We start from the raw sequence: 21,687 nt of genomic DNA on the forward strand, positions 1-21,687 counted from the left end.
CAACCGTTCCCTTTCTGTCTTCCACTCCCATGACCCAAACTCCTATTCGCCCCCAGTTACACAGCTTGTTCGCCGAGCGCGCCAAGACCCTTATCCCTCCCCCCTTCGGTGCGGAGATTCCCGGTGCGGTGCCGGTGGTGACCAGTTTTGCCTTTGGGCTGGCGGATCCAGCCCTGTTTCCTAAGGCTGAGTTGGCCCAGGCGACAGCAGAGGTGTTGGCGGAAGATGGGGAGGATGCCCTTAATTACGGCGGTACTTTTGGTGGGCTGATCGACTCAGTGTTGCAGTTGATGCAGGCCAGAGGGGTACAGGCCGAACTGGAAAACCTGCTGATCAGCTATGGATCAGGACAGATCCTGGGCCTGTTGCCACAAGTTTTTGTGGAGCCTGGGGATGTGGTGATTGTAGAAGGGCCCACCTTCATGGGGGCAGTCAGCCGTTTTGCAGCGGCTGGGGCACGCCTCATCTCAATCCCGGTGGATGGAGAGGGCATGGTAGTGGATCACTTAGAGCAAGTATTACGAGACTTGGCTTACCAAGGGATCCGCCCTCGTTTCATTTACACCATCCCCACGTTCCAAAACCCGAAAGGCTCGACCCTCTCCCTGGCGCGGCGGCAAAAATTGGTGCAGTTGGCGGCTGACTACGGCGTGGTGGTGGTGGAAGATGACGCATACTACGATCTGCGCTTCGCCGGGGATCCCTTGCCGACTCTGGCTTCTATGGATCGTGAAGGCTGGGTGCTCTATGTAGGCACTTTCTCTAAGATCGTCGTGCCGGGAGTACGGGTGGGCTGGGCCTGTGGCCATCCTGAAATCATTCGGCGGTTGGATATGTTTCGCAGCGAGGGATCCCTGGGCCCTTTTTTGGGGCGCGTGGTGGCTCGCTATTGTGGAGAAGGCCGCTTGCAACGCCACATTCAACACCTGATCCAGCGTTACCGAGAAAAATGCCAGTTGATGCTGGATAGCTTGGCTCAAGCTTTTCCAGAAGATGTCCGGGTTGAGGCTCCAGGAGGCGGTTTTTTTGTCTGGTGTGAGCTGCCCCCTGATCTCAAGGCGACGGATCTGCTCCAAGCTACCCGAGAGTTAGGAGTAACCTTCTTACCAGGTACCCGTTGTTTTGCAGATGGTCAAGGAGACGATGCGTTCCGTCTTGCCTTTAGCTATCAGCCGGACGAACGCATCGTGACCGGGATCCAAACCATCGGAGAAAGGATGCACTCACTCCGTAACAAGCTGTAGCCCTGCATGATTGGTATTATTTTTCGTCTGTGGACAAAGCTTCAAAACGCATTCCCACCCCCAACCGCCCACTATTCATCCAATCCCAAGTCGATTGCTCCTTTTTCCCAGGCAGTTGTGCCCGGCGAAGGAGCAGGGATCCCTCACCGGTCGCCACATACACTCCCTCTCCCTTGGCGAATCCCACCACCTCTCCGGGTAGGCCCTGGGGCAGTTCTGGGGGGGCAGGATGCAGCTGAGGGGAGCCAGAGCGAATAATCTTGATGCGTTGTCCTTGCAAGCCGGTAAAACACTGGGGGGAAAAGGCGCGAATTTGATGGTGCAGCGCCTGAGCCGGGCGGTTCCAATCGAGGTGGAAATCTTGTTTCTTGAGCAGAGGGGCGTAGCTAGCCAGGGATCCCTCCTGGGGAATTGGAATGAGTTCTCCCTTTTCTAGTTTCAACAGGGTTTCCACCAGAAGTTCTGCTCCCATTTGGGCCAGTTGTGCTGTCAATTCCAATCCCGTTTGCTCTGGCCCAATCGGTAAGCTGGCCTGGAGCAACATCGCTCCTGTGTCCATCCCTTCGTCCATGAGCATGGTGGTGATCCCCGTTTCGGTTTCTCCATGAGCAATGGCCCACTGAATCGGAGCTGCACCCCGGTAGGCAGGCAACAGGGATCCATGCACATTCACACAGCCCAACTTGGGCATTTGCAGCACCGTCAGGGGCAAAATCTGGCCATAGGCCACCACCACAAATACATCGGCTGCCAAGGTAGCTAGCGCTTCCAACACTTCTGCATCCCGCCGTAGACGAGTTGGCTGCCAAATCGGGATTCCATGGGACTGCGCCAAAACCTTTGTGACAGGAGGGATCACTCTCTGTCCCCGCCCTTGAGGCCGATCCGGCTGACACACCAGCCCCACCACCTCAAATTCGGGTCGTTGCAAGAGGATCTGCAAAGAGGGCAGGGCAAATTCTGGTGTGCCGAAAAAGACAATCCGCATGGTTGAACAGGAGCAGAATCGCCCCTTTCAGTTTAGAGGGGATGGGGGATCTGCGCGGGTTTGCAGATGGGGGTGTGACAACTCCCGACACCTGTAGCATCCAGCAGCAGTTGGGGACTTGAAGATACAGCCTTCTCCACAACAGGCCTACGGGTACGACTACCCCTGCATTTGAAAGTAGGAGCTTGCATCCTACCCGTAAACTAGCCTACCCCGGGCAAGCCATCAAGCTCTGGGATAATAGAGGGCAGCGTTTCTCTACACGGGCTCATGATGCCAAATAGCCTCTCCACTTCCATCGATCTCAGCCAGAAGCGAATTTTGCTCACTGGGGGTAGCGGCTTTTTGGGCAAACACGTGATGGAACAGTTGCAAGTGCTGGGGGTGAGTCCAGAACAAGTGCGGATCCCACGCTCCCAAACCCATGACCTGCGTCGCTTAGAGGTGTGCCAGGAGGTGGTGCAGGGACAAGATCTGGTGATCCATTTGGCGGCCCATGTAGGTGGGATCGGCCTCAACCAAGCCAAGCCTGCCGAGCTGTTCTACGACAATTTGATCATGGGATCCCAGCTGATCCACGCCGCCTATCAGGCGGAGGTAGAAAAGTTCGTTTGTGTCGGCACCATCTGCGCCTATCCCAAATTCACCCCCGTTCCCTTCAAAGAAGAAGATCTGTGGAACGGTTACCCGGAAGAGACCAATGCCCCCTATGGGGTGGCCAAAAAAGCTCTGCTGGTGCAGTTACAAGCCTATCGGCAGCAATATGGCTTCAATGGTATTTATCTACTGCCCGTCAACCTCTACGGCCCAATGGATAATTTCGACCCCGCCAGTTCCCATGTCATTCCTGCTTTGATTCGCAAGGTGCATGAGGCACAGCTCCAGGCGCAGGATCACCTCTACGTCTGGGGAGATGGCAGCCCGACCCGGGAGTTTTTCTATGCTGAGGATGCGGCCCGCGGCATTGTCATGGCCAGTCAACTTTACAACGGGGCGGATCCCCTCAACTTGGGTACAGGCGAAGAGATCTCTATTCGGGATCTGATTACTTTAATTTGTGAGCTGATGGAGTTTAGCGGGGAGATTCGCTGGCAAACCGATAAACCCAACGGTCAACCCCGTCGCTGTTTGGATGTGTCCAAGGCCCGCGAGACAATGGGGTTTGTAGCAAAGGTCAGCCTACGGGAGGGTCTGCAGCGCACCATCGCATGGTACCGCCAGCACTCAGGCTATTGATTGGCTCTGTAGGCGGCCATCTTCCATGTGCAGCACTCGATCCGCCACATCCAGGATGCGGTTGTCGTGGGTCACCATCAGAATCGTACAACCCTGCTCCCGGGCCAGTTTCTCCATCAGGGTCACCACCTCCCGCCCAGATTTGCTGTCCAAAGCGGCCGTCGGTTCATCTGCCAAGACCAATTTGGGGTGGCTGACCAAAGCCCGAGCAATGGCCACCCGTTGTTTTTGCCCACCCGAGAGCTTTTCAGGGTAATAGTGAGTGCGATCCGCCAAGCCCACGGCTGCCAGCATCTCCTCCGCCCGTTGCTTGGCCTGCTTGCGGGAGAGATTATCGTGCAGTTCCAGTGACATTTGCACGTTTTGTGCAGCCGTTAGGCATTTGAGCAGGTTATGAGCCTGAAAAATGTAGCCGACTTGTTTGCGGGCTTGGATCAGCGTACTCTGCTCGGCTCCCCGCAGTTCTTGCCCCATCATCCGTAGGCTGCCCTCCTGCACTGAGCGCAAAGCCCCCAGTAGGGTCAACAAGGTGGTCTTGCCGGATCCCGAAGGCCCGGTCATCAGGACGATCTCACCGGAGTTCAGGGTAAGGTTGATATCGAAGAGGATTTGTTTGCGCAGGGATCCCTCACCGAAATAGTGGTTCAAACCCTCCACCCTCAGCACGGGTTCGCCGGAAGCAGTAACTGGGGGGGCTATAGGCTGGGTGAAGAAAGAGGTAACCATATTCAAAAAAGGGATCCTGACAACCCAGAACAACAACGAAAAACAAGGGAAAAAACTGGAAAACCTGTCAAAAAATATCGGCTGGATCCGCTGCTCGCAATCGCCGCACTGCAATTGCCCCGGAAATAAAGCACATCGTTACTGCCAAACCTAACACCAACGCAGCGCGATTCAGGGTCATGGCGACGGGCAGCAAAGTGGCATTGGCCGTCAAATCGTAGAGCAAAATCGACAGGGCAAAAGCCGGAATATAACCCAGCCCCGCCAGGAAAATCGCCTCCTGAAACACCACCCCCAGCAGGTAGCCATCGGTGTATCCCATCGCCTTGAGGGTGGCATATTCCGCCAAGTGATCCGACACATCGGTATAGAGAATCTGATAGACGATGACGATGCCAACAATAAAGCCCATGCCTACCCCGAGGCCGAAAATGAAGCCAATCGCCGTGCCTTCCTCCCAGTAGGTCTTCTCCATCTCGATGAAGGTATCCCGAGAGAGCACCCGCACATCCTCCGGCAGCACTACCCGCATCTGTTGCAAAATCGGTTCTGGATCCACCCCCGGTTGCACCTGCACCACGCCAATATCCACCAAGCCCCGCCCCCGCTGTGGGAACAGCCGCAGAAAGTTCAAATCGCTGGTCAGGATTGTGCCATCTGCTCCGAAGGTTGCCCCCATCTGGAATAGGCCGCCCACGGTGACCCGCCGATTGCCCACTTCAGTGATCACCTCTCGTCCCGCCTCAAACCACTCAGGAATCGGGCCAAACTCATTCCGAGAGCTGCGATCAAACAGCACCACATCGGCTTTTTTGATCTCCTCTAGCTTCGCAGGGGTCAGTTGCGGCAAATCCAGTAAGTCCGCAGAGGGATCCACCCCCACCACAAAGATGCTACGGGTACGACGGGTTTCCGGGTTCTTCCAAAGGGCGAAACTGACGTAGACAGGTGAGACGGACTGTACACCCTCAAAGCCCAGAGCTTGATAAAGCCGCCGCTGTGAAAAGGTGTCCATAGCGATCAGAGCGTTGGATTGGGGGCTGACCAAGAAGATGTCTCCCCGCAAGGCCACATGAAAGCGAATGGCACTTTCCAGCAAACTATCCCGAAAGCCTAGCTGCATAAACATCAAAATGCAGGCAAAAGCAATTCCGGCCAATGCGACTAAAAGGCGGATCTTTTCCCGCGTCAGTTGTAGCCAAGCTAGGGGGGTTTTGGTGCGAATGAAGGCGAGACTGAAAAGGGAGGACATCAGTTGCACTTACCCCTCTACATCGATTGCTACATCTACCTGCAGGTTGGTCAGCCCTGCCACCCGCTCACTACTTTGCGGGTCGAGACGAATGCGCACCTCCACCACGCGGGCATCCACATCAGCAGCAGGATCGGTATTTAAGACATCTTTTTTGCGGATTTGCAGCCCAATTCGCTCCACCTGACCCCGCAATTCTTCTGGCAAGGCGCGGTTGCTAATGGTGGCCTGTTGCCCCAGTTGAATGCGCAGAATGTCGGTTTCGTAGATTTCCGCCACCACCATCATCTGGTCGGTATTGCCCAGGTCGAGAATGCCGTCGTTGTTGGCGATCGCTTCTCCAGGATAAGTCCGAATTTGCAACACCCGGCCATCTCGGGGGGAACGGATCAGGGTGCGTTCTAGGCGGGCCTCTGCTAGCTCCAGATTGCGGGCCAGGGATCCCAGTTGCACTTGGGCTTGGGCCAGAGTGAGTCCCGCTTCGGCGGCCTGGACTTGGGCTTGGGCATTGAGCAGATCTTGAGTACGAGCTGTTTGCAGTTGGGTGAGGGTGGCCTGAGCTGAGCGCAGTTCCTCCTGCCGTTGCCGCACGACTAGGGAGCGCTGGTCTAGCTCCTGTCGGGAGACCGCCCCCTCCTGCCAAAGGGCCTGAAAGCGGGCCAAATTGGCTTCTGCATCCGCCAGTTCTGCCTGAATGCGTTCGACAACAGCCTCCTGGGAGCGAATTTGCATCAGTTGGGGTTGATCCAGCTGGCTCACTCGGGTGCGAGCCTCCTGGATTTGGGCCTGACTAAACCGGGTCTCGGCCTCCAGTCGGGCGCGGGCCTCCTGCAATTGGGCCGCTGCATACTCTCGTTCTGCTGCCCGCTCAGCATAACTCTCCAGACGGGCCACCACCTGTCCTGCGACCACTTTATCCCCCTCTGCCACCAATAGCTCACCGACCCGTTCTCCGGCAGGGCCGGCAATGCGCAAGACTTCTCCTTCTGGCTCGATCCGACCCAGGGCACCGATGCGGGGGGGTAGAGGAGTTTCAGCCGCCGCTTCAGAACCCTCTGCCGATGTAGACTGCGTGGCGCCCTGTTGGCCCAGAACCAACCCTGCCAACGTTGCTGACCCAAGGATCCCAGCCACCACCATCGACCAAAGCACATGTTGTTTCATCGAGATCCCGTTAACTTTCTGCGTCTTGAGCATTCTTAAACAAATGTAAAATTTGTTGAGCTAGGATGTCCAGCTGTATTCTTTGGTTTCTGTTTTCACCGTATTTTCGCCCCCTTGCTCCGCTGTGAAGCGCGAACTACCTCCCTCAGGGGATTCCTGATATGATGTGGCCTGTTCGGAACCTGTGCTTCGGGTGCCAATTTTTAGGGTGTGGTGGTCTTTAGGAGTGGGGTGAAGTTGCGATGCTAGAAACGCTTGGGGGGGAGGATCCCATTACGTCGGTGCCGGTTCATCCTCGGCCTTTGCCCCTAACTTTAGATCCGTTAAATCCATTATTTTCTACCTATCACTTTGTGGGCATTGGCGGGGTGGGCATGTCGGCGCTGGCCTATATCCTGGCCAAGCAAGGGTTTCGGGTTTCCGGTTCGGATATTGCCGCCAATGGTCGTACCCGCCGACTGGAAGCTTTGGGGGTACGTTTTGTCCAGGGCCATACCCCGGAGGGGATTATCGGGGATCCGCAGGTGATCTATTCCAGCGCCATTCGCCCCAGTAACCCGGAATTGGCTGCTGCTTTGGGAAAAGGCTTACCGATTTGGCACCGAACCGATTTGTTGGCGGCCCTGTTTAACCATCGCCCTAGCATTGGGGTGGCGGGCACCCATGGCAAAACTACCACCAGCAGCATGATTGGCTACATGTTGCTCTCGGCTGGCTGGGATCCCACCTTAATCATCGGCGGGGAGGTGGATGCTTGGGAGGGCAATGCCCGCCTCGGTCAGGGGGAGTATTTGGTAGCGGAAGTGGATGAATCGGATGGATCGCTGGTGCGGCTACACCCCAAGGTGGGGGTGATCACCAATATTGAGCTGGATCACCCGGATCATTACACCGATCTAGATCAAGTGATCCGGGCTTTTCAAGAATATGGGCAACAAAGTCAAACCTTGATCGCGTCTCTGGATTGCCCGAATGTAGCAGCTCATCTATCAGTGGATGTGGGCTATAGCCTGCAGGGGCACCCACAGGCCCTCTACCAAGCTCATCAGATCAGTTATGCCGGGGATTCCACCACAGCCGAAATTTGGGAAGGGGGATCCCTGCTCGGCCATCTGCGCTTACAAGTATTGGGATCCCATAACCTCAGCAATGCCTTGGCTGCCATTGCCGTGGGTCGCCAGTTGGGTTTGGGGTTTGCGGTGATCGCCTCAGCATTATCTCAATTTCAGGGAGCCCATCGCCGCTTTGAGCACAAAGGCGAAGTGGGGGGGGTAACCTTCATCGACGATTATGCCCATCACCCCAGTGAAATTCAGGCTACCCTGCGGGCCGCCCGGCTACAGCAACGTCGAGTGGTAGCGGTGTTTCAACCCCATCGTCACAGTCGTTTGGCGACCCTTTTTCAAGATTTTGCCCGCTGTTTTGGGGATGCGGATGTGGTGTTGATCGTGCCCACTTACGGGGCTGGGGAGCCACCTCCTTTGCGTTCCGACAGCTTGCGGTTGGCGGTGGCGGTGTCTGAGCATCACCCCCATGTACGGCATGTGTTTTCTTTGCAGCAGTTGCCAGAGATATTACGGTCTGTTTTGCAACCTGGCGATCTGGTGACTTTCCTGGGTGCAGGCGATCTGAATCAGCAGATAGCGGCTACGATGCGGGCATATGCTGTTCAGGCTGAGCGGCAGCCCCTGGCGCATCCTAAAAGTGGGTCAGCCTGGTTCGTTCAAGATTCCGCCCTAGACAGAGAGAAGGGTGCATCTGAGGTGTTGGCATCATGACTACGGCTCCAGTGATAATCCTGCGGGATAGCCCCCGTACGCCTGACCCCTCATTGACCTCTACCTCGAGTTTTGCGGGATTGTCTGGACTGATTCAGTCGGGGATCCCGCTGGCCCCTCTGACCACTTTTCGAGTTGGGGGCAAAGCTGAGTGGTACTGCGAGCCCCATACGGATTTGGAACTGCGGCAGTGTTTGGGTTGGGCCCGGGCGGAAGGGATCCCGGTTACGCTGTTGGGGGCGGGCAGCAATCTTCTAATTAGCGATGCCGGCCTGAGGGGGTTGGTGATCAACACCCGTCGGTTACGCGGGCTGCAACTGTTGGAAGGGGGGAGAATTTGGGCTGCCGCCGGTGAGCCTTTGGTGAATTTGTCGCGGGTGGCAGCCAAGCAGGGTTGGCAAGGGTTGGAGTGGGCGATCGGGATCCCCGGTACGGTGGGGGGAGCCGTGGTGATGAATGCCGGGGCTCATGCCTATGCGATGTCGGATGTGCTGATCGAGGCACACATTTTGGATGAGGAACAGGAGCTGTATCGGCTGGAGCGGGAGGATTTACACTTCGGCTACCGCCGTTCTCGGCTGCAACAATCCCCTTGGACAGTAACAGGTGTAACGCTACAGTTGCTCCCAGGTGGGGATCCGGCTCAGGTGCAGTTGGCAACCCAGTGCAATCTCAACCAACGCCTGAATTCGCAACCCTATCACCTGCCTAGCTGTGGCAGTGTCTTTCGCAACCCTGAGCCTTACCCAGCAGGCTGGCTGATCGAGCAGGTGGGGTTGAAGGGCTATCGGATTGGTGGGGCCCAAATTTCAGAGCGCCACGCCAATTTCATCCTCAATTGCGATCAGGCTACCGCCACCGATATTCACCATTTAATCCAGTTGGCTCAGGAAAAAGTTAGTCAACAATGGTCCCTGTTGTTGGAACCAGAGGTGCGCATCTTAGGGCAATTTGACTTTCCCTCTTGAGCTAGCCATGAGGACTGGCTTCGTTTGATACGGTTGAAGTTTTTACAGCATGAGAGGCTAACTTTGTCCCAGAATCTGCCTGACCCCGATAGGTGTACCCTCTACCCCAGTTTGTGATTGGCTTATGAGTCAAGAAACGCTTTCTGTACGTCGGCTGATTCGACGGTTGCACCAGTCCAATACCACTGCCGAAGAACGTCGCCATTTGGTGGAGATCGGCAGCCAGGTGGCTCTTCTGACCCCGGAAGAGGCTGCTACTTTGGCCCAAGATCCCACACAACTCAATGCCGATCAGCACTATCGTATTTGGGACTGGGTTCATCGCTGGGAACGAGAGCATCGCCATGAAGAGTCGGAATGGGATCCCTATCCAGAGCGGCACAACGACTGAACTGGGAGGCCATATTTCTCACGGGCTTGGGAGGCGCGCTATGTATCCAAACTGGATGAGGAGAAAGAGGCTGCAGCCGATGTATTTAAATCCCTAGAAAAATTGGCCAACCTGCGGGAGCAAGGGATCCTCACCGAAGAGGAATTTCAAACCAAAAAGAAAGAACTATTGAGTTGGCTATAAACTAGGGCAATACCCATCGCCAAGTTTCATTCTCAAACAGGATCCACACTCCCAACCCGATTAAGATCCAGGGCACCCAATATTCCCCCCGTTCTATCAAGATCTTCACAACCGCTGGCTGCATTGCCAACCTCTGAGCAACGGCAAACCACAACCCTTTCATCAGAAAAAAGATCACGCAATAGAAAACCAGCTGTAAAGGGCTACTACTGGCAAACAATGGAACATACAGGCTGATATTGTCCCCGCCATTGGCAAAGGTGAGAACCACCGACATCAGCACAGGCGGGGCCAAGAAAGGCAAAGAGGTCAGCCAAGTTTTCTGGGGTGGATGCTCCCGGAGTTCTTCTAGCTCCTTTTCCATCACCTCCTCATTTCCCGGCCGCCACAGTTTCCAGCAGCCCACAGCAATCGGGATCAGCCCCAATAGCCCAATCACGGCTGGAGGCAACAACAAGCCCCCCAAATAGCCCAAGGAGCTGATCAGAATTAGCCCTGCCAAGCCAACATAGCCCCCAAGCCAAATATGCCAGGGTTTCCAACTGGGTTGTATTTGAGCCTGAGCAAACAGCAAAGCTAGCAAGAAAAAGTCATCGATGTGAGTGGCAAAAAAAGCGATAAGCCCTTCTAATAAGGTTGTCCAAAAGGCAGTGACGGACATAGAACTAGTTCTATAGCAAAAGACAAACAAGAAAGGATCCCGACACCCCCTTCAGACTCGTTTAGGAGATGGGGAAGATGGCACTCACATCGACAATATGGAATTGTACCAATCCAATGATCGCCAAAGTATAAGCGGTAGAAGAAGCTAGTCCAATCAGGAGATCCCGTTTCACATTGCGTGGTTTTTTGCCTTTTTCGACAACATCCGTAGCGCCAAACTGCATCATGACAATGCCAATCAAATTGGAGAGCCAGTACCCGACGAGGGTTCCTCCCAGAAGCCACTCAGGCTGCCACAAGCTACAGAGATAGCCAAACCCATAGGCAATTGGCAGGTTGAAAAATAAATCATTCCACCAGGACAAGGGCGACAACATAAATCCCAAAACCAGTAGGAAGCCTCCCCGCAGCTTTTTCCACATCCGCCTGCTCTCCCGCGTTTCATCCCCACAATCTTACTTCATGTTGCTTAACGAAAACCTGAAGCTCGATCCTATTCTGAGGATTGGCCTGGGCATGAGGTTCTAGGGATCCCCTAAAAACCGGCAAACCTGCGCGAATACTTCCTCTCGCTCGACATCCAGAGAAATGATGTGATCGGAGTGCTCTAGCCAATGCAAGCTTTTCTGCTGGGATCCCAGCTCCCGACAGAGCCACTCCGCCTGTTCGGGATCCACCACCGTATCTTGGCGAGATTGCAGGATCAGGGTCGGCACCGGAATGTGGGCCACTTCTCCTTTCACCCGCTCGATCAGCTCCAAGGCGCTGCGCACCGAGGGCAGATTAAAGCTCTGAAAATAGGCTGCTTTTTCCGCCAAAGCCCGTGCATTCTCATCCCGAAGCGGCAACCTAAGGTGGGGTACATCCTCTAGTAGCCAACCCAGGCTATTGAGGTACTGCTCCGGGCGCAATCCGTAGAACCACCGGTGGCGAATGGCGAAAAAGGGAGCCAGCAAGACCAATTTGTGCACGGGATGGGCAAAGGCCAGATGCAAGGCCAAAGGGCAGCCGGTGGAAAAGCCAACCAGAGAGATCCGTGGGTACTCCTGCTGCAAAGCCAGATAATGTTCCAAGACGCGCCCGTACCATTCCGTCCAGCTCGAACGCGGCATGCGCACAGAGGGGTGATCATGGCCCGGATAGTTGAAACCCTGAACCGTCAGGCCCAAAGCCAGAAGCCGCTCCGCGAGCCACTGCAACTCATAGATGCCACCCCCCAACCCATGCAACAGCAGACAGGCGTGCGCCTGGGGAGATATCCCGACCTCAGCCCCGCGCCACAAAAAGGGTTCATTGCTCAACATGGGATCCCTTATCAGCCCAGCGCAACATCCAGCAGCAGCATCACCACAAACCCACTAATCACCCCAAAGGTGGCCTCCCGTTCTATACCCTGCCGATGGGATTCGGGAATGTCTCATCCGAAATGACAAACAACATCGCTCCCGCCGCAAAAGCCATCCCCCACGGCAACAAAGGTTGTGCCAATGACACCACTGTAGCCCCAATGATGCCACCGATCGGCTCTACCAAACCGGTCAACACCGCCACCTGAAAGGCAAACAGCCGCCGATACCCCTGGGCCACCAACGACAATGCCACCACCAGTCCTTCTGGCATGTTCTGCAAGCCGATGCCAATCGCCAGAGGCAGACCTTGTACCATCTCGCCGGTGGCAAAACCTACTCCCACCGCCAACCCTTCCGGCAGATTGTGGAGTGTAATGGCGATGATGAACAGCCAAATGCGCTTCAGGTGAGCGTGGTTCTCTCCTTCCACCCCCTTGAAAAAGTGCTCGTGAGGGAAAAATCGGTGGGCACTCTCCAGAAAAACCGCCCCCACTAGCAGACCCGCCACCATGATCAGGGCTGCGATGAACCGCGAGTGGCCTAACGCCATGGCCGCTTCTGTACCCGGTACCAGCAGAGAAAAAGAGGTGGCCGCCAACATCACCCCGCCCCCAAACCCCAACAGGATCCCTTGGGCCCGTTCTGAGATAGAGGAAATGAAAAGCGCTGGTAATGCCCCCAAAGCAGTGGCCAATCCGGCAATCAGGCTGCCCAGGGATCCAATCTAGATGGGGTGCATGTTCAACTCTCCATAAGTGCAACGATCCCTCAGGAAAACAGTCAGGGATCCCTGTCGATTCTCCTCTGCTCATGTGAGCTATGGGTAGATTTGAGCAAAACAATTCGCCACCTTGATGAAATCGAAATTGTAAGATTGTTGGCAGTCCTTCTGAGGGTGGGAGAAAACCATTGGCTGAACGGGGCCAGAGGGCCTGGCTAGATCCGCGGCATCTGTGGATGCCCTTGGCCTGCATCGGAGATGGTCTTTGTATTGGGCTGGCGTTTGCCTTGGCCTATTACCTGCGCAGCCTCTCTCCCCATCAGCTTTTGCCCTGGGATGTGTACGCGGGCTTGGGGTTGTTAACGATCCTTAGTTACTGGGCCATTCAAGTGGGTTTGGGAGGCTACAGCGAACCGAAACGCCTGTCCCGCTTTGAGGAGTGGGCCAGTGTGCTGGTGGGGTTGGGCTTCACCTTCGGCCTAATCTTGGCGGGGGCCTTTTTCATTCGCTCGGTGTCTTTGTCGCGGCTGGTGCTGGGCTATGCCGGATTACTGGCCCTACTGGAACTCACTTTGGTGCGGGCGGGTTTGCGACTGGGCATGGGCTGGCTGTGCTCCCGGGGATATGGGCGACAGCAGGTGATCTGGGTGGGATCCAACTCTATGTTGGCGGAGGTGCTGGAACGATTGGGGCGCTCCCCGCAGTTGGGGTTTGAGGTGGTGGCTTGGGCGGGTGAGAGCGCTGATTTTCAGGATCAAGTTAACAGCCAGATCGGCGGGGATCCCGGTGGCCCACCAAACCCTGAGGTGGAGTCTTTGGGGGGGAGCGTTGCAGGGATCGAACAAATTGAGTTGGCTCATTTAACCGCCTATTTGCAAAGTCATCCTGCTATTCAAGAAGTTTGGTTTGGGCAACCCGACTTGGCTACAGCTCCCCTGGTGTTGAGTTTGCAAGCTCTATCCCGACAAGTGCGCTTGGTGCCGGATATTCTCGCTTTTTTGACCGTTAACCTCAGCCTGCAATCGCTGGATGGGATCCCTTTGTTCACCCTGCGGGCTCCCCCGTTGCGGTATGCCCATAACCGCTGCCTGAAGCGGTCGATGGATATTCTCGGGGCGCTGCTGGGGTTGATCCTGCTCAGCCCTCTTTTTTTGGGGATTGCCGCCCTGGTGGCCTGTAGCAGTCCTGGCCCGATTTTTTATTACCAAGAGCGGATTAGTCTGGATGGCCAGCCCTTTTGGATCGCCAAATTCCGCACCATGCGGGTGGATGCAGAACCAGCGGATCAACCCGGTTGGACTCGCCCTGGGGATCCCCGCCGTACCCGGATAGGAACCTTCTTGCGCCGGACAAACCTGGATGAACTGCCGCAGTTGTGGAATGTGTTGAAGGGGGAAATGAGCCTGGTGGGGCCCCGCCCAGAGCGCCCCTATTTTGTCCAGCAATTTAGCCAGGAGATCCCGAAATATTTGGATCGGCATCTGGTGAAAACTGGCCTGACTGGCTGGGCGCAAATTCACGGCCTGCGGGGCGATACCAGCATTGCTCGGCGTACCCAATATGATCTGTATTACGTGCAAAACTGGTCGTTGTGGTTGGATCTGCGCATTCTTGCCATCACCCTTTGGCAAGGGATCCGGGGACAACTGGCCGGGTACTAAAGGTTCCTTTTCCCATGCCATCCTCACCCACCCCACAAGAGCTGCTCTACGAGGGCAAAGCCAAGCGCGTCTATCGCACTGCCGACCCACAGGTCTATCTCTGCCAATACAAAGACGATGCCACCGCCTTTAACGCCGCAAAGCGGGGATCCATCGCCGGCAAAGGGGAGGTGAACTGCACCGTTTCCAGCCACCTGTTCACCTACTTGGCCCAACAGGGGATCCGCAACCATTTTCTCGCCCAGATCAGCCCAACTGAAATGCGGGTCAAAGCGGTCACCATCCTGCCCATCGAAGTGGTAATACGGAACCGAGCTGCCGGCAGCCTGTGCAAACGTCTGGGCCTAGAGCGGGGGCTGCCCATCGAGCCGCCTTTGCTGGAGTTCTACTACAAAAACGATGCCCTTGGGGATCCCCTGATCACCCACGACCACATTCGGCTGCTGAAGCTGGCCACCCCAGAGCAGGTGCACCAGATGGGATCCCTGGCTTTGAAGATTAATCAGCTGTTGCGAACCTTTTTCCGGAGCTGTCGGTTGGAGTTGATCGACTTCAAGCTGGAGTTTGGCCTAGATCCTGCTGGAGAAATCTTGCTGGTAGACGAGATTAGCCCCGATACCTGTCGCCTTTGGGATCTGGCGGGGGAGAACACTTCTGAGCCGCGGGTGCTGGATAAAGATCTCTTTCGTTTTGATCTTGGGAATGCAGTGGCAGGTTACCAGGAAGTCCTACAACGGGTCGTGCAGCAGGTCGAATGAGGCTGGGCTCAGCTAACCAATCAGCTAACCAAAAGGAATATATCCCTGAACATACATCGAACATACATCCCTGAACAGAAGTTCAACTAGCTACGGGCTTGGGCAAAAATGGCTTGTAGAATTTCATCGGCTCCCTGCTGTTTCAGCTTGTCCGCCAGAGCAACTCCGATCGCTTCGGCCTCCTGCAGGGATCCCGTTTGGCGATCGCGGATCAGCCGTTGACCATCCAGTTGCGCCACCATACCCGTCAGATGTAGCTCATCCCCCTGCACTTGGCTGTGCACCCCGATCGGCACCTGGCACCCCCCCTCCAAAGCCCGCAACAAGGCCCGTTCTGCCAAGCAGCGTGCCGTCGCCTCCGCCTCCGCCAAAGGTTGAATCAGATCCAAAATCCGCTCATCCCCCTGACGGCACTCGATCCCCAGGGATCCTTGCCCGACAGCATACAAAGACACACTTGGATCCAACACCTGATGAATGCGCTCCCCCTTACCCAGGCGTTTCAGGCCCGCCACCGCCAAAATTAGCCCATCGTAATCACCGTTATCCAACTTGGCCAGACGGGTATTGAGGTTGCCCCGCACATCCTTAAACCGTAGATGGGGAAAGGCATGGCGCAACTGAGCCAACCGCCGCAGGGAAGAGGTTCCGATTACCGTTCCTTCCGGCAAGGTAGACAATTGGTAGTCCTGAAACCGCTTGTGTACCACCAAAGCATCCAAGGGATCCTCCCGCCGCGTGATTGCCCCCAACATCAGACCTTCTGGCAGACGGGTGGGGAGATCCTTGAGGCTATGCACCGCCAAATCACTGCTGCCATTCAACAGGCCCACCTCTAATTCTTTGGTGAACAGGCCCTTGTCACCAATCTTGGCCAGCGCCACATCGAGAATGATGTCCCCTTGGGTGGAGAGGGTGTTGAGTTCAAAGGTTAGGCCAGGGTGGTGTTCCTGCAACTGCCCCATCACCCAATGGGTTTGCACCAAAGCTAACTCACTTTTGCGGGAGGCAATTCGCACCGCTTCAGTGGCCAAAGAAGAGGGTTCCGAGGGGGTCAAGGCTGATTCGCTCATGGCTCCTGCAAAAAAAGAACACCGTCTTTCACGCTAGCTGAATCTGGGCCGGGACATGCCGTTGACCTTCAAGATCCTTAACTAAAATGGCTTTTTCCCAGCGGCTAAGACTTTACCCTGGGGATCCGAGCCGATAGGATGAGTAAGCGGATTCTCCGTCGCGGCGGGGAAAGGTTGGTGTGTCAAAACCCCCTTCTTTGAGCCCGGAAGTCCTGAGGGGACAGTTCTATGTGAGCCTGGTTCCCTGGTTTGGTTGATAGTCTGCCCGGATTAGGTTTTATGGAAGAAAACAACATCGGCAACGGTACCCAGTTACTGCTCAAGCGCAACATTCCCATCAAGGTGGTGGTCACCTCCCTCTGGAAAAGCGAAATGCAGGAGCAACTGCAACGGCAAATCCAGGCCACCGATGCCCAGATGCAGCAGTTGGAGTTTCAAGGCAAGCGGGCCATTGCCGAACTGGAAAAGCAGAGCACCAACCCGAACAGCCCGCAAATTCTACAGCAGGTAGAAGCGGTCAAAAGCCGAGTGAACGAACAGAAAATCAAGCTCCTCGATCAAAAAAATCAACTCCTACAACAGGCCAACCAACTGGGCACACTGGAACTCAACCAAGAGGTGCTGCAGGGCAATGTGGAGAGTTTCTTCCGGGTGCAGCAAGGAGATAACCTGATCCAGAAGATGCAGGTGGAGATCCTCCTCGAAGATGGGGTGATCAAGGAGATTCGGGGTAACCCATAAGCTCTCTACCCCCTCGCAACCCCCTCAGGGATCCAACACTTGCCATCTCCCCTTAGCCTGTGGAAACAATAGGTGACAATAAGTAACAGCGTCCCCTTATTGACCTTGAGTTAGCGGGGGAGATGTGCCAAGTTATTCACCCCGCAAGAGAGATCCCCATGTCTGAGTTCGTCTGGTCAGAACCTGAACCTCTTGAGGATCTGCATCTCCCCGATTGGCTGCTCACAACGGCCCAACGCCGTCGCCTCAAAGCCCTACTGGTGCTGGTGCTGGTGTGGGGACTGGTCAGCTTAATGCACGGGATCCCGGTGGCACGATGGTTCACCATTGGCCTCGCCACTCTCATGGTGATCCACATCAATCGGCTACTTCGTCTGCAACCGGCAGCCCCTTTGCCTCCCCTGCGCTGGGATCCCCAACACGATCAGGAGCTAGAAACCGAGTCCTCTGAGTCGAAATTGCTAGCCTTGCCCTGCGTGGCCGTGCTGATCCCGGCCAAAAACGAAAGTGCGGTGCTCCCCCGCCTGCTCGACAGCCTGACTCAGCTTCATTACCCCACCAGCCACCTAGAGCTATGGGCCATCGACGACGGCAGCAGTGACGCTACCCCTGATATTCTGCGGGAAGCCCAAACGCGGATCCCGCATCTGCGGGTTTACCATCGGCAGCCGGGGCGAGGTGGGGGCAAATCTGGTGCCCTCAATGAGGTGCTGCCCCTCACCCAAGCGGAGATTCTCTTGGTGTGCGATGCCGACTCTGTGGTGCCGTCGGATTTTCTGGTCCGCACTCTGCCGTTGTTTGCCCAAACTCAACGGGCCAGCCGGCGCCCTGTGGGAGCTGTGCAGGTACGCAAGGCGGTCAGCAACGCTGGGGTCAACTTTTGGACAGTTGGGCAGGTGGCGGAAATGGCCTCCGACAGTTACTTGCAACAGCAGCGGGTGGCTGTTAGGGGCATTGGTGAGTTGCGGGGCAATGGTCAACTGGTACGGCGGGATGTGCTGGAAAAATGCGGCGGTTGGAACGAAAGCACCCTCACTGATGACTTGGATCTGACCTTCAAGCTGCACTTGGCGGGCGTGGATATTGCCTTTCTGGCGGAGCCGGCCATTGCCGAAGAAGGGGTCACCTCCTGGAAAAGCCTCTGGCACCAGCGCTGCCGCTGGGCGGAAGGGGGCTATCAACGCTATCTCGACTACTGGCCAGGGATCCTCAGTCGCCGCATGGGGGTAGCCAAAAGCCTAGATCTGTGGGCCTTTTTCATTTCTCAGTACCTGTTGCCGATGGCTCTGGTGCCCGATACCCTCTGGGTGTTGTTCACCGGCCATTCCTCGGTGCTTCTACCCCTGAATGCGCTGGTGATGGGCTGCTTGACGGTGGTACTTTATCGCGGGCTACGCCAGGTAGAGGGCCTACATGGACGACGACTGTGGTGGCACACCGCACTGGGTTTGGTCTACATGTTGCATTGGTTCCCGGTCATGATTATGACAACGGCTCGCATGTGTGTGCAGCCCAAACGCCTGAAGTGGGTCAAAACGGTTCACTGTGGAGAGATCTAGAGAAGGTTTAGAGAAGATCCGGAGATTCTGTCAAGGGATCCCTTGGATCCTGCTATTCTAGTCAAGCGCAAGTCAAACACAATACTGATACTACGGCCCAACTATGGCACGCCTCTACTACGACACCGACGCCAACTTGGAGCTTTTGGCCGACAAAACCGTTGCCATCATTGGTTATGGCAGCCAAGGCCATGCCCATGCTCTGAATTTGCACGACAGCGGCGTCAAGGTGATCGTCGGTTTGTATCCCGGTAGCCCCTCCTGGCCGAAAGCAGAAGCTGATGGGTTGATCGTCAAGTCGGTGGCCGATGCCGCTGCTGCCGCCGACTGGGTGATGATTCTGCTGCCTGACGAAGTTCAAAAGGCCATTTTCAACAGCGAGATCCGCCCCCATCTGCAAGCGGGCAATGTCCTGTTGTTTGCCCATGGGTTTAATATTCACTTCGGCCAAATTCAGCCACCCGCGGATGTGGATGTGATCATGGTGGCTCCGAAAGGCCCCGGACACCTGGTGCGCCGCACCTACCAAGCTGGTGAAGGGGTGCCCTGTCTGTTTGCCGTGCATCAAGATGCCTCTGGAATGGCACGGGATCGGGCCATGGCCTATGCCAAAGGGATCGGTGGTACGCGAGCGGGTATTTTGGAAACCAGCTTCCGGGAAGAGACGGAAACGGATCTCTTTGGGGAACAGGTGGTACTTTGCGGTGGCCTCACGGCTTTGATTAAGGCCGGTTTTGAAACCTTGGTGGATGCCGGGTATCAGCCGGAATTGGCCTACTTTGAATGTCTGCATGAGGTGAAGCTGATCGTGGATCTGATTGTCGAAGGCGGCCTGGAAAAAATGCGCCACAGCATCTCCAACACCGCAGAGTACGGCGACTACACCCGTGGCCCCCGCATTGTCACCGACGAAACCCGCGCTGAAATGCAACGGATCTTGGCAGAGATCCAAACCGGACAATTTGCCCGTGACTTTGTGCTGGAAAACCAAGCCGGCAAGCCCGGATTCACCGCCATGCGGCGCCGCGAAGCCGAACACCCCATCGAAACAGTGGGCAAGGAATTGCGGGCCATGTTTAGCTGGCTGAAGAAATAGGCAGAGATAGGCAATTTTTGTGCTGGATCTGAAGTTGCTGCGGGATCACCCGGAACGTGTACACCAAGCTCTCCAAAACCGGCGAGCTACTGTGGATCTAGACGGAATCCTCAAATTGGATCGGGAACGGCGGCAGTTGGAAACCCAGCGGGGATCCCTGCAGGCAGAGAGCAACAGCATCGGCAAAAAAGTTGGGGAGATCATCCGCCAGGGGGCGGATCCCAAGGGAGCTGAAGTCGCCGCCCTACGGCAACAGGGGATAGATCTGAAAGCCGAGATCGCCCAACTGGAGCAGCAGGAGCGGGAGATCGAGGAGCAGATTCAGTCGCAATTGCTCACGGTGCCCAACTTGCCTCTGCCGGTGGTGCCGGTGGGGAAAGACGAAACCGATAACCCGGAAGTACGCCGCTGGGGAGATGAGCTGAAGCTAACCCATAGCGTCTTACCCCACGATGAGATCGCCGAAAAGTGGGGATTGCTGGATTTTGGCCGTGCCGTCAAGGTGGCCCAAAGCCGCTTTGTCGCCATGATCGGGGTGGGGGCAGTCCTGGAGCGAGCCTTGATCGCCATGATGTTGGACCGTCATATCAGGGCTGGCTATACCGAGGTGATCCCACCCTTTTTGGTCAATAGCGCCGCTCTGCAGGGAACTGGGCAGTTGCCCAAGTTTGCCGAAGATGGCTTTCGGTGTGCGGAGGACGATCTGTGGTTGATCCCGACTGCGGAAGTGCCCCTCACCAACCTGTACCGTGACGAGGTGATTCCTGCCGAGCAACTGCCCTTCTACTTCTGTGCTCATACCCCCTGTTTTCGCCGCGAAGCCGGCAGCTATGGCCGCGATACCAAGGGGCTGATCCGGCTGCACCAGTTCCAAAAGGTGGAGATGGTCAAGGTGACGCACCCGGATCAATCGGAAGCTGAGCACGAGAAGCTGGTGCAGGATGCCGAAGCCATTTTACAGATGTTGGAGTTGCCCTACCGCGTTGTGGAGCTGTGCACGGGCGATTTGGGATTTTCAGCAGCTCGTTGTTTTGATCTAGAAGTGTGGTTCCCCTCCCAAAACCAGTACCGCGAGATCTCTAGCTGCTCCAATTGCTGGGATTTTCAGGCCCGACGAGCCAATTTGCGCTGCAAAGAAACTGGCCAAAAGGGAACTCAGTTTGTCCATACCCTGAATGGGTCGGGGTTGGCGGTGGGGCGGTCGTTGGCGGCCCTGTTGGAAAATCATCAGCTACCGGATGGTACCATTCGCATTCCTGAGGCATTGCGACCTTTCTTGAGCCCCCGCTTTCTTTCAGAGGATGGCATCCTGATCACAACCCCCTGAGGACTATTCTCCATCCGGCCCCAAGGGATCCCAGACTTTGATCTTGCCTAACCAACTGACCTGACCAACCTAGATGCAACCCACTGGGGCAGATGGATTCGAACCACCGAATGGCGGGACCAAAACCCGCTGCCTTACCGCTTGGCGATGCCCCAATTCAAACGCTTAACTACTGTAGCGATGCTGCTTTACCTCTGTCAACGGGATCAAGTTGAGCCGAGCTCGAAACCCCTACGAGTCGGGCTCTGCCCGAACGGATCCCCGGCGCGGGTCTTCCGTGATGCCGGAAATGAAGGGATTGGGCACATGGGGAATGCGAGCCACCTCGAAGAAATAGGCCCGTATCTCCGGCCCAAAGTAGATCACATCCCCGCTCTTCAGGTAATGGGTGGCCACCCGCGTCCCGTTGACGAACACCCCATTGGTGCTGGATTGGCCGCGCCGGTTGCCATCAATCAGACAGTAGGTAAAGCCTGTACGGCTGGATTTGGTGGGCACCCGCACCAGGTAGGCATGACGACGGGAAACAAAACGATTGACGATCTGCAGGGCATTGGAGGGATCCCGTCCAACTGCGTAGGCAGCTCCCCGCAGAATGTAGCTACAGGGCCTGAGGGGGTGACAAATCGACAGCGTGAACTCCGGGTAAGACAGCGGCTGCTCAGGCACTCGATCGAATAAGTCCTCCGGTACATCGGAGTCTTGATCAGGGGGAAAGTTTGCCCCACCAATCTCGGTAACCGAAGTAAAAACGTCATGTGGCAATGGCTTTTACCCCTCAACGCTGAGCAATGCCCACATCAAGTCGT

The 21,687-nt window shown here is 56.0% G+C and carries 22 protein-coding genes and 1 tRNA gene; 12 read left to right on the plus strand and 11 right to left on the minus strand.

Features of this window, described 5'->3' with window-relative positions; all coding sequences use genetic code 11:
• Window positions 1-29 precede the first annotated feature (29 nt).
• On the plus strand, window positions 30-1,244 hold the full coding sequence (locus L1047_RS04900; RefSeq protein WP_235277743.1) for an aminotransferase-like domain-containing protein: 1,215 nt from the start codon (window positions 30-32) through the stop codon (window positions 1,242-1,244).
• A 16-nt stretch (window positions 1,245-1,260) separates the two neighbouring features.
• On the opposite strand, the gene fmt is transcribed toward L1047_RS04900, so the two are convergent.
• Complete coding sequence (gene fmt, locus L1047_RS04905) at window positions 1,261-2,232, minus strand: methionyl-tRNA formyltransferase (RefSeq protein ID WP_235277744.1); 972 nt, start codon at window positions 2,230-2,232, stop codon at window positions 1,261-1,263.
• 270 nt (window positions 2,233-2,502) lie between these two features.
• Between fmt and L1047_RS04910 the strand changes: the two genes are divergently transcribed.
• Window positions 2,503-3,468, plus strand: coding sequence for a GDP-L-fucose synthase family protein (locus tag L1047_RS04910; protein WP_235277745.1), 966 nt, complete (start codon window positions 2,503-2,505; stop codon window positions 3,466-3,468).
• Here L1047_RS04910 and L1047_RS04915 read toward each other — a convergent pair.
• The 3 genes from L1047_RS04915 to L1047_RS04925 all read right to left on the minus strand — a co-directional run bounded on the left by L1047_RS04915 (window position 3,457) and on the right by L1047_RS04925 (window position 6,610).
• Window positions 3,457-4,194: a DevA family ABC transporter ATP-binding protein gene (locus L1047_RS04915; RefSeq protein WP_235277746.1), complete on the minus strand. Its 738-nt coding sequence runs from the start codon at window positions 4,192-4,194 to the stop codon at window positions 3,457-3,459. The two genes, L1047_RS04910 and L1047_RS04915, sit on opposite strands and share 12 nt — an antisense overlap.
• Window positions 4,195-4,261: 67 nt before the next feature.
• On the minus strand, window positions 4,262-5,446 hold the full coding sequence (gene devC, locus L1047_RS04920) for an ABC transporter permease DevC (protein ID WP_235277747.1): 1,185 nt from the start codon (window positions 5,444-5,446) through the stop codon (window positions 4,262-4,264).
• 9 nt (window positions 5,447-5,455) lie between these two features.
• Entirely contained in the window at window positions 5,456-6,610 is a 1,155-nt protein-coding gene (locus L1047_RS04925; protein WP_235277749.1) for an efflux RND transporter periplasmic adaptor subunit, read from the minus strand.
• A 242-nt stretch (window positions 6,611-6,852) separates the two neighbouring features.
• On the opposite strand from L1047_RS04925, the gene murC reads away from it, so the two are divergent.
• From murC to L1047_RS16730, 4 genes are all read left to right on the plus strand, one after another.
• Entirely contained in the window at window positions 6,853-8,388 is a 1,536-nt protein-coding gene (gene murC, locus L1047_RS04930) for a UDP-N-acetylmuramate--L-alanine ligase (protein ID WP_235277751.1), read from the plus strand.
• Window positions 8,385-9,356, plus strand: a complete 972-nt coding sequence (gene murB, locus L1047_RS04935; protein ID WP_235277753.1) for a UDP-N-acetylmuramate dehydrogenase — start codon at window positions 8,385-8,387, stop codon at window positions 9,354-9,356. The genes murC and murB overlap by 4 nt, the downstream gene beginning before the upstream one ends.
• A gap of 124 nt (window positions 9,357-9,480) precedes the next feature.
• A complete protein-coding gene (locus L1047_RS04940) occupies window positions 9,481-9,747 on the plus strand; it encodes a hypothetical protein (protein ID WP_235277755.1) in 267 nt (88 codons plus the stop codon).
• A 102-nt stretch (window positions 9,748-9,849) separates the two neighbouring features.
• Window positions 9,850-9,930 carry an SHOCT domain-containing protein gene (locus tag L1047_RS16730; protein ID WP_443081703.1) on the plus strand — a complete coding sequence of 27 codons (81 nt, stop codon included), beginning with the start codon at window positions 9,850-9,852 and terminating at the stop codon, window positions 9,928-9,930.
• A 1-nt stretch (window position 9,931) separates the two neighbouring features.
• Here the strand turns inward: L1047_RS16730 and L1047_RS04945 are convergent, their stop codons facing one another.
• The 4 genes from L1047_RS04945 to L1047_RS04960 form a co-directional block, all read right to left on the minus strand.
• On the minus strand, window positions 9,932-10,591 hold the full coding sequence (locus L1047_RS04945) for a cadmium resistance transporter (RefSeq protein ID WP_235277757.1): 660 nt from the start codon (window positions 10,589-10,591) through the stop codon (window positions 9,932-9,934).
• Window positions 10,592-10,652: 61 nt separating this feature from the next.
• Window positions 10,653-10,970, minus strand: coding sequence for a hypothetical protein (locus L1047_RS04950; RefSeq protein ID WP_235277759.1), 318 nt, complete (start codon window positions 10,968-10,970; stop codon window positions 10,653-10,655).
• A 147-nt stretch (window positions 10,971-11,117) separates the two neighbouring features.
• Entirely contained in the window at window positions 11,118-11,897 is a 780-nt protein-coding gene (locus tag L1047_RS04955; protein ID WP_235277761.1) for an alpha/beta hydrolase, read from the minus strand.
• An 82-nt stretch (window positions 11,898-11,979) separates the two neighbouring features.
• Window positions 11,980-12,636 carry a ZIP family metal transporter gene (locus tag L1047_RS04960; protein WP_235277762.1) on the minus strand — a complete coding sequence of 219 codons (657 nt, stop codon included), beginning with the start codon at window positions 12,634-12,636 and terminating at the stop codon, window positions 11,980-11,982.
• A 215-nt stretch (window positions 12,637-12,851) separates the two neighbouring features.
• Between L1047_RS04960 and L1047_RS04965 the strand changes: the two genes are divergently transcribed.
• A complete protein-coding gene (locus tag L1047_RS04965) occupies window positions 12,852-14,324 on the plus strand; it encodes a sugar transferase (protein WP_235277763.1) in 1,473 nt (490 codons plus the stop codon).
• Window positions 14,325-14,338: 14 nt separating this feature from the next.
• Window positions 14,339-15,082, plus strand: a complete 744-nt coding sequence (gene purC, locus L1047_RS04970) for a phosphoribosylaminoimidazolesuccinocarboxamide synthase (protein ID WP_235277764.1) — start codon at window positions 14,339-14,341, stop codon at window positions 15,080-15,082.
• Between the two features lie 86 nt (window positions 15,083-15,168).
• Here the strand turns inward: purC and hemC are convergent, their stop codons facing one another.
• Window positions 15,169-16,155 (minus strand): hydroxymethylbilane synthase, encoded by a 987-nt coding sequence (gene hemC, locus L1047_RS04975; RefSeq protein WP_235277765.1) that lies wholly within the window; start codon window positions 16,153-16,155, stop codon window positions 15,169-15,171.
• Between the two features lie 279 nt (window positions 16,156-16,434).
• Here hemC and L1047_RS04980 point away from each other — a divergent pair, with 279 nt between their 5' ends.
• The 4 genes from L1047_RS04980 (at window position 16,435) to serS (ending at window position 20,878) form a co-directional block, all read left to right on the plus strand.
• A complete protein-coding gene (locus L1047_RS04980; RefSeq protein WP_235277766.1) occupies window positions 16,435-16,896 on the plus strand; it encodes a YlqD family protein in 462 nt (153 codons plus the stop codon).
• A gap of 158 nt (window positions 16,897-17,054) precedes the next feature.
• Window positions 17,055-18,455: a glycosyltransferase gene (locus L1047_RS04985; RefSeq protein WP_235277767.1), complete on the plus strand. Its 1,401-nt coding sequence runs from the start codon at window positions 17,055-17,057 to the stop codon at window positions 18,453-18,455.
• Between the two features lie 103 nt (window positions 18,456-18,558).
• Window positions 18,559-19,551, plus strand: coding sequence for a ketol-acid reductoisomerase (gene ilvC, locus L1047_RS04990; protein WP_235277769.1), 993 nt, complete (start codon window positions 18,559-18,561; stop codon window positions 19,549-19,551).
• Window positions 19,552-19,570: 19 nt separating this feature from the next.
• On the plus strand, window positions 19,571-20,878 hold the full coding sequence (serS, locus tag L1047_RS04995) for a serine--tRNA ligase (protein ID WP_235277771.1): 1,308 nt from the start codon (window positions 19,571-19,573) through the stop codon (window positions 20,876-20,878).
• Between the two features lie 83 nt (window positions 20,879-20,961).
• Here the strand turns inward: serS and L1047_RS05000 are convergent.
• A tRNA-Gln gene (locus L1047_RS05000) sits at window positions 20,962-21,033 on the minus strand.
• Between the two features lie 76 nt (window positions 21,034-21,109).
• The gene (locus tag L1047_RS05005; protein WP_235277772.1) at window positions 21,110-21,643 is read right to left on the minus strand and encodes an FHA domain-containing protein; all 534 of its coding nucleotides are present in this window, start codon (window positions 21,641-21,643) and stop codon (window positions 21,110-21,112) included.
• Window positions 21,644-21,687: the final 44 nt, after the last annotated feature.

The organism is Synechococcus sp. Nb3U1 (genome assembly GCF_021533835.1).
Lineage (GTDB): Bacteria > Cyanobacteriota > Cyanobacteriia > Thermostichales > Thermostichaceae > Thermostichus.

Bases quoted from the DNA above. Each gene is read 5' to 3' on its own strand.
- L1047_RS04955 (WP_235277761.1), bottom strand. From the start codon at position 11,897: ATGTTGAGCAATGAACCCTTTTTGTGGCGCGGGGCTGAGGTCGGGATA.
- devC (WP_235277747.1), bottom strand. From the start codon at position 5,446: ATGTCCTCCCTTTTCAGTCTCGCCTTCATTCGCACCAAAACCCCCCTA.
- murB (WP_235277753.1), top strand. From the start codon at position 8,385: ATGACTACGGCTCCAGTGATAATCCTGCGGGATAGCCCCCGTACGCCT.
- L1047_RS04980 (WP_235277766.1), top strand. From the start codon at position 16,435: ATGGAAGAAAACAACATCGGCAACGGTACCCAGTTACTGCTCAAGCGC.
- L1047_RS04925 (WP_235277749.1), bottom strand. From the start codon at position 6,610: ATGAAACAACATGTGCTTTGGTCGATGGTGGTGGCTGGGATCCTTGGG.
- L1047_RS04940 (WP_235277755.1), top strand. From the start codon at position 9,481: ATGAGTCAAGAAACGCTTTCTGTACGTCGGCTGATTCGACGGTTGCAC.
- L1047_RS04910 (WP_235277745.1), top strand. From the start codon at position 2,503: ATGATGCCAAATAGCCTCTCCACTTCCATCGATCTCAGCCAGAAGCGA.
- purC (WP_235277764.1), top strand. From the start codon at position 14,339: ATGCCATCCTCACCCACCCCACAAGAGCTGCTCTACGAGGGCAAAGCC.
- ilvC (WP_235277769.1), top strand. From the start codon at position 18,559: ATGGCACGCCTCTACTACGACACCGACGCCAACTTGGAGCTTTTGGCC.
- murC (WP_235277751.1), top strand. From the start codon at position 6,853: ATGCTAGAAACGCTTGGGGGGGAGGATCCCATTACGTCGGTGCCGGTT.
- L1047_RS04985 (WP_235277767.1), top strand. From the start codon at position 17,055: ATGTCTGAGTTCGTCTGGTCAGAACCTGAACCTCTTGAGGATCTGCAT.
- L1047_RS04915 (WP_235277746.1), bottom strand. From the start codon at position 4,194: ATGGTTACCTCTTTCTTCACCCAGCCTATAGCCCCCCCAGTTACTGCT.
- fmt (WP_235277744.1), bottom strand. From the start codon at position 2,232: ATGCGGATTGTCTTTTTCGGCACACCAGAATTTGCCCTGCCCTCTTTG.
- L1047_RS04945 (WP_235277757.1), bottom strand. From the start codon at position 10,591: ATGTCCGTCACTGCCTTTTGGACAACCTTATTAGAAGGGCTTATCGCT.
- hemC (WP_235277765.1), bottom strand. From the start codon at position 16,155: ATGAGCGAATCAGCCTTGACCCCCTCGGAACCCTCTTCTTTGGCCACT.
- L1047_RS04950 (WP_235277759.1), bottom strand. From the start codon at position 10,970: ATGTTGTCGCCCTTGTCCTGGTGGAATGATTTATTTTTCAACCTGCCA.
- L1047_RS04900 (WP_235277743.1), top strand. From the start codon at position 30: ATGACCCAAACTCCTATTCGCCCCCAGTTACACAGCTTGTTCGCCGAG.